This is a genomic window from Pseudomonas sp. BF-R-19, from assembly GCF_019956445.1.
In the GTDB taxonomy this organism is placed as follows: Bacteria; Pseudomonadota; Gammaproteobacteria; order Pseudomonadales; family Pseudomonadaceae; genus Aquipseudomonas; species Aquipseudomonas fluorescens_BH.
The window spans coordinates 1-11,177 of record NZ_JAHBDN010000112.1 but is presented as its reverse complement, the minus strand read 5'-3'; the positions used below and the strand labels follow the sequence as shown (position 1 = coordinate 11,177).

General features: G+C 59.9%; 13 protein-coding genes. 1 reads left to right on the top strand and 12 read right to left on the bottom strand.

Going from position 1 to position 11,177, the window contains the following annotated elements; all coding sequences use genetic code 11:
* Positions 1 to 191 precede the first annotated feature (191 nt).
* The 12 genes from KGB28_RS29310 to ccoN (KGB28_RS29255) form a co-directional block, all read right to left on the bottom strand.
* On the bottom strand, positions 192 to 731 hold the full coding sequence (locus KGB28_RS29310; protein WP_223448988.1) for a FixH family protein: 540 nt from the start codon (positions 729 to 731) through the stop codon (positions 192 to 194).
* Positions 732 to 742: 11 nt separating this feature from the next.
* A complete protein-coding gene (ccoG, locus tag KGB28_RS29305) occupies positions 743 to 2,158 on the bottom strand; it encodes a cytochrome c oxidase accessory protein CcoG (protein WP_223448987.1) in 1,416 nt (471 codons plus the stop codon).
* A 205-nt stretch (positions 2,159 to 2,363) separates the two neighbouring features.
* Positions 2,364 to 2,774: a type II toxin-antitoxin system VapC family toxin gene (locus KGB28_RS29300; RefSeq protein ID WP_223448986.1), complete on the bottom strand. Its 411-nt coding sequence runs from the start codon at positions 2,772 to 2,774 to the stop codon at positions 2,364 to 2,366.
* The gene (locus KGB28_RS29295) at positions 2,774 to 3,028 is read right to left on the bottom strand and encodes a type II toxin-antitoxin system Phd/YefM family antitoxin (protein ID WP_095943287.1); all 255 of its coding nucleotides are present in this window, start codon (positions 3,026 to 3,028) and stop codon (positions 2,774 to 2,776) included. The genes KGB28_RS29300 and KGB28_RS29295 overlap by 1 nt, the downstream gene beginning before the upstream one ends.
* Positions 3,029 to 3,208: 180 nt before the next feature.
* Entirely contained in the window at positions 3,209 to 4,186 is a 978-nt protein-coding gene (ccoP, locus tag KGB28_RS29290; RefSeq protein WP_223448985.1) for a cytochrome-c oxidase, cbb3-type subunit III, read from the bottom strand.
* Positions 4,183 to 4,368 carry a CcoQ/FixQ family Cbb3-type cytochrome c oxidase assembly chaperone gene (locus tag KGB28_RS29285; RefSeq protein WP_003175465.1) on the bottom strand — a complete coding sequence of 62 codons (186 nt, stop codon included), beginning with the start codon at positions 4,366 to 4,368 and terminating at the stop codon, positions 4,183 to 4,185. The genes ccoP (KGB28_RS29290) and KGB28_RS29285 overlap by 4 nt, the downstream gene beginning before the upstream one ends.
* Positions 4,369 to 4,373: 5 nt before the next feature.
* Positions 4,374 to 4,982 carry a cytochrome-c oxidase, cbb3-type subunit II gene (gene ccoO / locus KGB28_RS29280; protein WP_009042961.1) on the bottom strand — a complete coding sequence of 203 codons (609 nt, stop codon included), beginning with the start codon at positions 4,980 to 4,982 and terminating at the stop codon, positions 4,374 to 4,376.
* A complete protein-coding gene (gene ccoN, locus KGB28_RS29275; RefSeq protein ID WP_008050393.1) occupies positions 4,982 to 6,424 on the bottom strand; it encodes a cytochrome-c oxidase, cbb3-type subunit I in 1,443 nt (480 codons plus the stop codon). Before ccoN (KGB28_RS29275) ends, ccoO (KGB28_RS29280) begins: the two co-directional genes overlap by 1 nt.
* A 482-nt stretch (positions 6,425 to 6,906) precedes the next feature.
* On the bottom strand, positions 6,907 to 7,860 hold the full coding sequence (ccoP, locus tag KGB28_RS29270) for a cytochrome-c oxidase, cbb3-type subunit III (RefSeq protein WP_223448984.1): 954 nt from the start codon (positions 7,858 to 7,860) through the stop codon (positions 6,907 to 6,909).
* Positions 7,857 to 8,051, bottom strand: coding sequence for a cbb3-type cytochrome oxidase subunit 3 (locus KGB28_RS29265; RefSeq protein WP_223448983.1), 195 nt, complete (start codon positions 8,049 to 8,051; stop codon positions 7,857 to 7,859). Before KGB28_RS29265 ends, ccoP (KGB28_RS29270) begins: the two co-directional genes overlap by 4 nt.
* 3 nt (positions 8,052 to 8,054) lie before the next feature.
* Positions 8,055 to 8,663, bottom strand: a complete 609-nt coding sequence (gene ccoO / locus KGB28_RS29260; RefSeq protein WP_057715669.1) for a cytochrome-c oxidase, cbb3-type subunit II — start codon at positions 8,661 to 8,663, stop codon at positions 8,055 to 8,057.
* Between the two features lie 10 nt (positions 8,664 to 8,673).
* A complete protein-coding gene (gene ccoN, locus KGB28_RS29255; protein WP_102668942.1) occupies positions 8,674 to 10,098 on the bottom strand; it encodes a cytochrome-c oxidase, cbb3-type subunit I in 1,425 nt (474 codons plus the stop codon).
* A gap of 95 nt (positions 10,099 to 10,193) precedes the next feature.
* On the opposite strand from ccoN (KGB28_RS29255), the gene KGB28_RS29250 reads away from it, so the two are divergent.
* Positions 10,194 to 10,871: an alpha/beta family hydrolase gene (locus KGB28_RS29250; protein ID WP_223448982.1), complete on the top strand. Its 678-nt coding sequence runs from the start codon at positions 10,194 to 10,196 to the stop codon at positions 10,869 to 10,871.
* The last annotated feature ends 306 nt before the right edge of the window (positions 10,872 to 11,177 follow it).

Below are 11,177 nucleotides of genomic sequence, written 5' to 3'. Positions count from 1 at the left end.
GAGACAGGTGGTAGCAGGGGCGTGGGGTGGTGGTCATGGAGTATTCACTGGTACTGCTGAATCTCTATCGTCGGATAGGGCCTCATCGCGGGCAAGCCCGCTCCCACAGGGATCAAGGGTGTACTCAGGTTCTGAGCATGGCGGTGATCAACTGTGGGAGCGAGCTTGCTCGCGATGCGCGAAGCGCGGCTTTATTTCTTCAGGTCTTCGGCACCTTGCAGCGGTTCGTCACCCAGCAGCAGATCCTTGTCATGGCCGACCAGTTCCTCTTCGAACATGCGCCAGATGTGCTCGTCCTGTGTGCCAAGCAACTCGACAAAACGCCGGCCTTCGATCTTGTCGCTCAACTGGCCGATGTAGCGGCCCTGTTCGGTTTCGCTACGGGTCAGGGTGATCTTGCGATCCTTTTCCGGCTGGGTCGGCGAGATCAGGTTCAACTCCAGGGTCTTGGGCTGGCTGTCGCCGCTCAGGCGCAGGTCAACCTCGCCGGTCATGCCGTCGAGATGAACGCTGGCGCGCATTTTCAGGGTCTGGGCCAGCAGCTCACGGTCGAGGGAGCGGTTGATGCCTTTGCCGGCCTCGTAGTAGTTGTCGTTGACCAGGTTGTCCGGGTTGTTCACCGCGATGGTCACCATGGACAAGGTCAGGGTCACCGAGCAGGCCAGGATCCCGATGATGATCCACGGCCAGAGGTGCTTGTACCAGGGACTTGCGGCAGTTGCTGCGGGCATGTTCAGTTCTCTCAACGATTCTGTGGGCCGATGAACCGGCTCTTGGCTTCAATGTGGACGCTGTCGTCATCGGCGTCCTTGAGGATGAATTTCACCTCGTTGGTGCTCGACGGCAGTTTTTCCGGTGCGACGGACAGCTCGGCAGGCTGGCTGACGATCTCGCCGGCCGCGACCTTGATCTCGCGTCGGCCCTGCATTTTGAGATCCGGCAGGCCGGAGGCTTCGAGCAGGTAGGTATGGTCGCGCTGGTCCTTGTTCATGATTTTCAGGCTGTAGACGTTTTCGATCCGGCCTTCGGCGTTTTCGCGATACAGCACGCGGTCCTTGCTGACATCGAAGCCCACCAGCGCACGCATGAAGAATGCCGTCACCAGCAGGCTGATCATCGCCAGCAGCACGATGGCATAGCCAATCAGGCGCGGGCGCAGTTTATGGGTTTTCTGCCCGGACAGGTTGTGCTCGGTGGTGTAGCTGATCAGTCCGCGCGGGTATTCCATCTTGTCCATGATGGCGTCGCAGGCATCGATGCAGGCGGCGCAACCGATGCATTCGATTTGCAGGCCGTCGCGGATGTCGATGCCGGTCGGGCAGACCTGGACGCACATGGTGCAGTCGATGCAGTCGCCCAGGCCCTGGGCCTTGTAGTCGATACCTTTTTTGCGCGGGCCACGACCTTCGCCACGGCGCGGGTCGTAGGAAACGATCAGGGTGTCCTTGTCGAACATCACGCTCTGGAAGCGTGCGTACGGGCACATGTAGATGCACACCTGTTCGCGCAACCAGCCGGCGTTGCCGTAAGTGGCGAGGGTGAAGAAACCGACCCAGAAGTACGACCAGCCATCCGCCTGGCCGGTGAAGAAGTCGGACACCAGTTCGCGGATCGGCGAGAAGTAGCCGACGAAGGTCATGCCGGTAACGAAGCCGATCAGCAGCCACAGGCTGTGTTTGCTGGCCTTGCGCAGGAACTTGTTGGCGCTCATGGGCGCCTTGTCGAGCTTGATGCGTTGGTTGCGGTCACCTTCGGTGACTTTTTCGCACCACATGAAGATCCAGGTCCAGACGCTTTGCGGGCAGGTATAGCCGCACCAGACCCGTCCGGCGTACACCGTGATGAAGAACAGGCCGAAGGCGGCGATGATCAACATGCCGGACAGCAGAATGAAATCCTGGGGCCAGAAGGTGGCGCCGAAAATGAAGAACTTGCGCTCCGGCACGTTCCACCACACGGCCTGATGACCACCCCAGTTCAGCCACACCGTGCCGAAATACAGCAGGAACAACAGGGCTCCGCCGGTCATCCGCAGGTTGCGAAACAGGCCGGTGAAGGCGCGGGTGTAGATTTTTTCCCTGGAGGCGTAGAGGTCGACGCTGTTGTTCGCGTTCTTGGCGGGTGGAGTGACGTCGTGTACCGGAATCTGGTTGCTCATCATTGCATCCCACGGCAGTGGAAAAGTGCCTCGGTCAGTACGTGCCGACCGCGGTCAAAAAGGGGTATTGCAGTGGCGCAATGATACGCCTGTCGCTCTAGTCCAAGGGTGCGACCTTTGGTCACGTTTGGCAAAATCATTTGATGGTGTAATGACTTGAATCAATTGACTTGAGAATTATGGACGGTTTTGCGCATGTCGCCGGTCATTCGGCCCATGGGTTAATCAGTTGTACGCCGCTGGACTGAAAGTCTGCGACATTGCGTGTTACGACGGTCAATCCATGAACCAGTGCCGTAGCTGCAATCAACGCGTCACTTTCATTGGTGCGGTCCGGGACATGCAGTCCTGCACAGCGTATCGCTACGGCCGTATCGACCGGCAGGATTCGGCTATCGAATGCCGGCATGACGTGATGCTTCAGCCAGGTGCGCAGTACCTTCCCTTGGGCGGCATCCCGGCGCTCTATTCTTAGGACGCCAGTCTCCAGCTCCTTCAAGGTGATAGCCGAAATGAACATGCGTGGCGCGATTACACTTTTGGCCCATGCAACGACGTTCGCGTCGGCATGCGGTTTGCGCAGTTCAGAAATCACGTTGGTGTCGAGTAGATACATCAGGTCAGATCCACAGGGCGATGATTGATCACGGCGCGCTCGGTTTCGAATTCGATGTCTGCTGCGTCCGGCATCACCAGCAATTCAACGATGTCGGCGTTGGTGCCAGTCAGTTTTTGGTAGTCCTCAATGCTTAGCAGTACATGGGCCGGTTTGCCTCGGTCAGTGATGAAAACGGGCCCCTGGCGAGTGGCTTTTTTGGCACCACTTGTGTCCTGGTTGAATTCGCGGCTGGATATTGTGGTGATGGCCATCATGGTTGGCCCTCCTGAAGTAGCTTTGTAGAAACGTTACTACTGTGTGTGGCGATCGACAACCTCGAATAGGTGCCGGGCATTACCATCGGTCGAAACCATTGGACACTGCCGAACAAACAAAACGGCCCCGCCAATTCACATTGGCGGGGCCGTTTTTTGTTGCTTCAAGCGTTTGCCTTACTTGGCGTCCGCTGCCTTCTCACCGTGAGACAGGCTGTAGACGTAAGCGGCCAGCAGGTGAACCTTGTCGTTACCCTGCATTGCCTCTTGCGCAGGCATCTGGCCCTGACGGCCGTAACGGATGGTCTGCTGCAGCTGAGCGAAGCTCGAACCGTAGATGAACGCTGCCGGGTGAGTCAGGTCAGGCGCGCCCATCGCTGGGGTGCCTTTGCCTTCCGGACCGTGGCACGCCACGCAGTTGGTAGCGAACAGTTTCTGCCCGGCAACCGGGTCGGCCTTGGCGCCTTCCGGCAGCTTGCGGCCATCGAGGTTGGTCAGGATAAACGCGGCCACATCGGCCACGCCTTGCTCGCCGATCACTTCAGCCCACGCAGGCATCACCGCGTGACGGCCGCCCATGATGGTGGTCTTGATGGCTTGCGCGTCGCCGCCCCAGCGCCAGTCGGTGTCGGTCAGGTTAGGGAAGCCGTAGGCGCCCTTGGCGTCGGAACCATGGCAAACCGAGCAGTTGGAGGCGAACAGGCGGCCACCCATCTTCAGGGCTTGTGGGTCCTTGGCCACTTCCTCGATTGGCATAGCTGCGAACTTGGCGAAGATCGGACCGAACTTGGCGTCCGACCTGGCCATTTCCTTTTCCCACTCGTGAACGCCGGTCCAGCCGGTCTGGCCGTTGGCGAACGCGGTCTGCTTCTCGTTATCGAGGTAGTTGTAACCCGGCAGCAGGCCTTTCCAGTTGCCCAGGCCCGGGTACAGCACCAGGTAGCCGAGGGCGAAGATGATGGTGCCCACGAACAGCATGAACCACCATTTCGGCAGCGGGTTGTCGTACTCCTCGATCCCGTCGAAGGAGTGACCAACCGTCTCGTCGGTTTGCTCGGCGCGCTGGCCCTTGCGGGTGGACAGCAGCAGCCAGGTCAGGGCGAAGATGGTGCCGAGACTGAGGACTGTGACGTACAGACTCCAGAATGTAGTCATTCTTTGTTACTCCTAGAAGCTTGCTCGACGTGCTTGATGGCTTCGGGATCATCCGCGAAAGGCAGCAAGGTCGCGTCTTCAAACTCCGACTTGCGCTTGGGACTGAACACCCACAGTGCCAGTCCGATGAAGGCCACCATCACGACAACGGTGCCCAGGCCACGAATCATCCCGATATCCATCCAATTCACCGTTTGCTTTTGATGATGGTGCCCAGGCCTTGCAGATAGGCCACCAGCGCGTCCATTTCGGTTTTGCCCTTCACAGCATCCTTGGCGCCGGCGATGTCTTCGTCGGTGTAAGGGACGCCGAGCGTGCGCAAGACTTCCATTTTCTTGGCGGTGTCTTTGCCGTCGAGCTTGTTTTCCACGAGGAACGGGTAGGCCGGCATTTTCGACTCGGGCACTACGTTGCGCGGGTTGTACAAGTGCGCACGCTGCCAGTCATCGGAGTAACGACCGCCGACGCGGGCCAGGTCCGGACCGGTACGCTTGGAACCCCACAGGAACGGGTGGTCCCAGACGCTTTCACCGGCGACCGAGTAGTGGCCGTAGCGTTCGGTTTCAGCACGGAACGGACGGATCATCTGCGAGTGGCAGCCGACACAACCGTTGGCGATATAAACGTCCCGGCCTTCCAGTTCAAGGGCGGTGCGGGGCTTCATGCCCTCGACCGGCTTGTTGGTGACATCCTGGAAAAACAGCGGAACGATCTGGGTCAGGCCGCCGATGCTGACGGCGATGACCATGAAGAAGGCCAGCAGGCCAATATTCTTCTCGACTGCTTCATGCTTCATCAGTGAGCTCCAACTACGGCAATCTGTTCGGCGGCTTTGGCTTCAGCCGGGTTCGAGGCGCGTACGGTACGGAATACGTTGTAGGCCATGAACAGCATGCCGGTGGCGAAGAATGCACCGCCCAGGGCGCGGACGATGAAGCCCGGGTGGCTGGCTTGCAGCGCTTCGACGAACGAGTAGGTGAGGGTGCCGTCATCGTTGATTGCACGCCACATCAGGCCCTGGGTGATGCCGTTGACCCACATCGAAGCGATGTAGAGCACGGTACCGATGGTCGCGAGCCAGAAGTGGGTGTTGATCAGGCCGGTGCTGTGCATCTGCGCACGACCGAACAGTTTCGGGATCATGTGGTAGATGGCGCCGATCGAGATCATCGCAACCCAGCCCAAAGCGCCGGCGTGTACGTGGCCGATGGTCCAGTCGGTGTAGTGCGACAGCGAGTTGACGGTCTTGATGGCCATCATCGGGCCTTCGAAGGTCGACATGCCGTAGAACGCCAGGGAGACGACCAGGAAGCGCAGGATCGGGTCGGTGCGCAGCTTATGCCAGGCGCCCGACAGGGTCATCATGCCGTTGATCATGCCGCCCCAGCTTGGAGCCAGCAGGATGATCGACATCGCCATGCCCAGGGACTGAGCCCAGTCCGGCAGAGCGGTGTAGTGCAGGTGGTGGGGACCTGCCCAGATGTACAGGGTGATCAGTGCCCAGAAGTGCACGATCGACAGACGATAGGAGTAGATCGGACGCTCGGCCTGTTTCGGCACGAAGTAGTACATCATGCCCAGGAAGCCGGTGGTCAGGAAGAAGCCCACGGCGTTGTGGCCGTACCACCACTGGATCATCGCGTCCGTCGCACCCGAGTAGGCCGAGTAGGACTTGAACAGGCTGACCGGCAGCGACATGTGGTTGACGATGTGCAGCATCGCGGTCACGACGATGAACGCGCCGTAGAACCAGTTACCCACATAAATGTGCTTGGTCTTGCGCTTGACGATGGTGCCGAAGAACACCAGGCCGTAGGTGACCCAGACAATGGCCAGCAGAATAGCCAGGGGCCATTCCAGTTCCGCGTATTCCTTGGTGGTGGTGAAACCCATCGGCAAGGTAATGATCGCGCCGACGATCACCGCTTGCCATCCCCAGAAGGTGAAGGCGGCGAGGCTGTCGGAAATCAGTCGCGTTTGGCAGGTTCGCTGCACGACATAATAAGAAGTGGCAAACAGTGCACAACCACCGAAGGCGAAAATCACCAGGTTGGTGTGCAGCGGGCGCAGGCGTCCAAAGCTCGTCCATGCCAGACCGAAGTTCAACTCCGGCCAGACCAGTTGCGAGGCAATGAAGACACCGAGCCCCATGCCAAGGATCCCCCAGACCACCGTCATGATGGCGAACTGGCGGACTACCTTATAGTTATAAGCAGTCGGACTGATTGCTGTGCTCATTCTAAGGTTCCACGGTTTGGGTGTTTTATTAGGATTAAAAATCGGCCGCAAGTATGGAGAAAGCAAGGGGTCATTGCAACGCGCCATGACCTGGGTCAATGCTTTCAAAAGCTGATTCTGCGGCCTTTCCATGCGCCGCGTAAGGACAAATTTGCCCGCGGGCAAAACATCCCGGCGGACTGATCAGGCGAGGGGGTCAGGTCGGATGTAACGGAGTGTGTTCAAACGCAACGTTTGGCTGACCGAAGGCAATTGGTGCGACAGCCGGTATCTACCAGCCTTTGCGGCCTGTCATCGGGCAGATTCGTCGAACACATCGTTCAGGGTCGACCTGGAACCGGCACCGGCCAGTCCGCATCGGGGGAAGCTTAGACCCGAATCCGGTGATCCGAAAGAAAGTCTATGCGGGGGTGCGACAATGGGTCGCAAAGGGGCAGGGAACTGCCGCATCCGGGAGAATGCGGCAGCAGAGCGGTCGAGATTTATTTGCGGTTGTCTTCAGCCTGCAGGCGCTCGGTATTCAATCCGTGGGACAGGCTGTACACATACGCGGCCAGCAATTGCACCTTGTCATTGCCGAGCAGTTCGTTCTGCGCCGGCATATGGCCCTGGCGGCCATGCCGAATCGTCTGTTCAAGCTGCGTCAGGCTCGTCCCGTAGATGAAGCCGGCCGGGTGCGTCAGGTTCGGCGCGCCCATGGCTTCAGTGCCCTGGCCGTTTGCCCCATGACAGGCGACGCAGGTAGTGCTGAACGCTTGCTGTCCGGCCTGCAGGTCGGCTTTGCTGTCGGCAGGCAATGGCAGCTTCGCCAGGCCATGGCGCACATACGCGGCAACGTTCTTCACACCGTCTTCCCCCAGGACTTCACCCCAGGCCGGCATCATCGCCATCCGGCCACCCATGATGGTGGTCTTGATGGTTTCTGCATTGCCGCCCCAGCGCCAGTCGCTGTCGGCCAGGTTGGGGAAGCCGAATGCACCCTTGGCGTCCGAGCCGTGGCACACCGAGCAGTTGGAGGCAAACAGGCGGCCGCCCATTTTCAGTGCCTGCGGGTCCTTGGCCACTTCTTCCACGGGCATCGCCGCGAACCTGGCGAAGATCGGCCCGAACTTCGTGTCTGCCTTGGCCATTTCCTTTTCCCATTCGTGCACGCCGGTCCAGCCGTTTTCGTAGCCAGGGAGGATGCCTTTCCAGTTGCCCAGGCCCGGATAAAGGATCAGATAACCGACGGCAAACACCAGGGTGCCAACGAACAGCATGAACCACCATTGCGGCAGCGGGTTGTCGTACTCCTCGATGCCGTCGAAGCTGTGGCCCATGGTCTGGTCGACACTGCCCTTGGTTTCGCCCTTGCGGGTGCTGAGCAGCAACCAGGTCAGGCCGATCAGGCTGCCGATGGTCAGTACGCAGATCCACGTACTCCAGAAGGTGGTCATGACCGGGTACTCCTTGTTGCTGGTTCTTCAGTGATGTCGGGTTGCGGCTCGTCGGCGAATGGCAGCAGGCGCGCTTCGGCGAATTCCGGGCTGCGCTTGCCGTTGAATACCCACAGCGTCAGGCCGACGAAGGCCACGAACACCACGACGGTGCCGAGGCCGCGGATCATTCCAGTGCTCAATTCAAACATTGCTCACCTCTTGCTCTTGATGGCAGTGCCGAGCACTTGCAGGTAGGCGACCAGTGCATCCATTTCACTCTTGCCCTTGAGCGAAGCGACGGCACCGGTGATGTCCTCGTCGGTGTACGGCACGCCCAGGGTGCGCATGGCCTTGATCTTGGTTTCGGTATGACTGCTGTCGACCGGGTTGGCCACCAGCCATGGGTAGGCCGGCATCTTCGACTCGGGCACGACGTTGCGCGGGTTGTACAAGTGCGCGCGGTGCCAGTCATCCGAGTAACGTGCGCCGACCCGCGCCAGGTCCGGCCCGGTGCGTTTCGAACCCCACAGGAACGGGTGATCCCAGACACTTTCACCGGCCACCGAGTAGTGCCCGTAGCGTTCGGTCTCGGCGCGGAACGGCCGGATCATCTGCGAGTGGCAGCCGACGCAGCCTTCGCGGATATAGATGTCGCGACCTTCCAGTTGCAGCGCGGTATAGGGCTTCATGCCTTCCACCGGTTTGTTGGTCACGTCCTGGAAGAACAGCGGGACGATCTGGGTCAGGCCACCGATGCTCACGGCCAGGATCATCAGCAGCAGCAACAGGCCGACGTTTTTCTCGATAGTTTCGTGTTTCATGGCGGACTCCTCAGGCCATCTGCGCGGCAGCGGCGACTTCGGCAGGCTGCGAGGCCCGCACGGTGCGCCAGGTGTTGTAGGCCATCAGGAACATGCCGCTGAGGAAGATCGCACCGCCCACAAGCCGCACGACGAAGCCAGGGTGGCTGGCCACCAGGGTTTCGACGAAGGAGTAAGTCAGCGTGCCGTCCTCGTTCACCGCACGCCACATCAGGCCCTGGGCGATGCCGTTGACCCACATCGAGGCGATGTACAGAACGGTGCCGATGGTGGCGAGCCAGAAGTGCGCATTGATCAGGCCGATGCTGTGCATCTGCTCGCGGCCGAAGACTTTCGGGATCATGTGATACAGCGCGCCGATGGAGATCATCGCCACCCAGCCGAGCGCACCGGCGTGTACGTGGCCGATGGTCCAGTCGGTGTAGTGGGAGAGGGCGTTGACCGTCTTGATCGCCATCATCGGCCCTTCGAAGGTCGACATGCCGTAGAACGCCAGCGACACCACGAGGAAGCGCAGGACCGGGTCGCTGCGCAACTTATGCCAGGCGCCCGAGAGGGTCATCATGCCGTTGATCATCCCGCCCCAGCTCGGCGCCAGCAGGATCAGCGACATCACCATGCCCAGCGACTGTGCCCAGTCCGGCAGCGCGGTGTAGTGCAAGTGGTGCGGACCGGCCCAGATGTACAGGGTGATCAGCGCCCAGAAGTGCACGATCGACAGGCGATAGGAGTAAACCGGACGCTCGGCCTGTTTCGGCACGAAGTAGTACATCATCCCGAGGAAACCGGCGGTGAGGAAAAAGCCTACGGCGTTGTGCCCGTACCACCATTGCACCATCGCGTCGGTGGCACCGGAGTACAGCGAGTAGGACTTGGTGAAGCTGACCGGCAATTCCATGTTGTTGACGATGTGTAGGATCGCCACGGTGACGATGAACGCACCGAAGAACCAGTTACCGACATAGATGTGCTTGGTCTTGCGCTGCATGATCGTGCCGAAGAACACGATGGCGTAGGCGACCCAGACGATGGTGATCAGGATGTCGATCGGCCATTCCAGCTCGGCGTATTCCTTGGAACTGGTGTAGCCCAGCGGCAGGCTGATGGCTGCCAGGAGAATCACAAGCTGCCAGCCCCAGAAACAGAACGCGGCGATTTTCGGTGCGAACAGCTGAGTCTGGCAGGTACGTTGTACTGAATAAAACGAACTGGCGAACAGCGCGCAGCCACCAAAGGCGAAGATCACCGCGTTGGTGTGCAGCGGGCGCAAGCGGCCGAAGCTGGTCCACGGCAAATTGAAGTTGAGTTCGGGCCAGACCAACTGGGCAGCGAGAAAAACCCCGAGCCCCATGCCGACGATGCCCCACACCACCGTCATAATGGCGAATTGGCGGACCACCTTGTAGTTGTAGGCGGTACTGATAGAAGTGTTCATGGTTCCCCATCCACGGTTCAGCCGAAGTGAGCGCGCTCGCGCAAGGCAGTGCACCCTTCGGCCGGAGTTATAGGCAGACTAAAAGCGAGGCAAGCATGGACAAAGGGCACAAGGCCGGTATTGACGAGGATCAATGGGCGCAGTGCGTGCGGGATCATGGATGGTTGTGGAATGCCGCCGCTGGCAAGGCTGCGGCGACGCTGACCCTCGCTCATGGCGCCGGCGCACCGATGGACAGCGACTGGATGAGCGACATGGCTGCACGCCTCGCCGCGCAAGGCGTCAACGTGTTGCGCTTCGAGTTTCCCTACATGGCGCAGCGGCGCCTCGATGGCGGCAAGCGCCCGCCGAACCCGGCGCCGAAACTGCTGGAATGCTGGCGTGAGGTGTATGCCCAGGTGCGACGCCATGTCACTGGGCCGCTGGCCATTGGCGGCAAGTCCATGGGCGGTCGCATGGCCAGTTTGTTGGCGGATGAATTGGGCGCGGACGCGCTGGTGTGCCTGGGATATCCGTTCTATGCGGTGGGTAAACCGGAGAAGCCGCGGGTTGAGCATCTGGCCGGGCTGAAGACACGGACCTTGATCGTGCAGGGTGAGCGCGATGCGTTGGGCAACCGGGAGGCGGTCGAGGGTTATGCACTATCGCCGGGTATCGAGGTGTTCTGGCTGGTGGCGGGGGATCATGATCTGAAGCCGTTGAAGGCTTCGGGGATTAGCCATGAGCAGCATTTGGCGGCTGCGGCGGGGAAGGTGGCTTCATTCCTTCAGTGAAATGAATGGCGTCTGGGCCTGCCTCTTCGCGGGCAAGCCCGCTCCCACAGTGATCTTTGGTGTGGCTCGATTTTGTGATCAATGCAAAACCCTGTGGGAGCGGGCTTGCCCGCGAAGAGGCCTGTCCAGGCGATATGCATTTCAGACTGGCAATAAAAAACCCGGAAGCTTCCACTGTCCGGGTTTAATGAGATGGTCAGCCTGACCGAGAAGCCCTGCAGGTTTACGCTTGCAGGGCTTTTCTCGTTTTCGGGCGGAGGATCTCTCATGAACACGATGACACTTCTCGGTATCGACATTGGCAAA

Excerpts from the sequence above, each read along its gene's own strand:
- ccoP (WP_223448985.1), bottom strand. The coding sequence starts at position 4,186 with ATGACTACATTCTGGAGTCTGTACGTCACAGTCCTCAGTCTCGGCACC.
- ccoP (WP_223448984.1), bottom strand. The coding sequence starts at position 7,860 with ATGACCACCTTCTGGAGTACGTGGATCTGCGTACTGACCATCGGCAGC.
- ccoN (WP_008050393.1), bottom strand. The coding sequence starts at position 6,424 with ATGAGCACAGCAATCAGTCCGACTGCTTATAACTATAAGGTAGTCCGC.
- ccoN (WP_102668942.1), bottom strand. The coding sequence starts at position 10,098 with ATGAACACTTCTATCAGTACCGCCTACAACTACAAGGTGGTCCGCCAA.
- KGB28_RS29310 (WP_223448988.1), bottom strand. The coding sequence starts at position 731 with ATGCCCGCAGCAACTGCCGCAAGTCCCTGGTACAAGCACCTCTGGCCG.
- KGB28_RS29265 (WP_223448983.1), bottom strand. The coding sequence starts at position 8,051 with ATGTTTGAATTGAGCACTGGAATGATCCGCGGCCTCGGCACCGTCGTG.
- ccoO (WP_009042961.1), bottom strand. The coding sequence starts at position 4,982 with ATGAAGCATGAAGCAGTCGAGAAGAATATTGGCCTGCTGGCCTTCTTC.
- KGB28_RS29250 (WP_223448982.1), top strand. The coding sequence starts at position 10,194 with ATGGACAAAGGGCACAAGGCCGGTATTGACGAGGATCAATGGGCGCAG.
- KGB28_RS29300 (WP_223448986.1), bottom strand. The coding sequence starts at position 2,774 with ATGTATCTACTCGACACCAACGTGATTTCTGAACTGCGCAAACCGCAT.
- ccoG (WP_223448987.1), bottom strand. The coding sequence starts at position 2,158 with ATGAGCAACCAGATTCCGGTACACGACGTCACTCCACCCGCCAAGAAC.
- ccoO (WP_057715669.1), bottom strand. The coding sequence starts at position 8,663 with ATGAAACACGAAACTATCGAGAAAAACGTCGGCCTGTTGCTGCTGCTG.
- KGB28_RS29285 (WP_003175465.1), bottom strand. The coding sequence starts at position 4,368 with ATGGATATCGGGATGATTCGTGGCCTGGGCACCGTTGTCGTGATGGTG.
- KGB28_RS29295 (WP_095943287.1), bottom strand. The coding sequence starts at position 3,028 with ATGGCCATCACCACAATATCCAGCCGCGAATTCAACCAGGACACAAGT.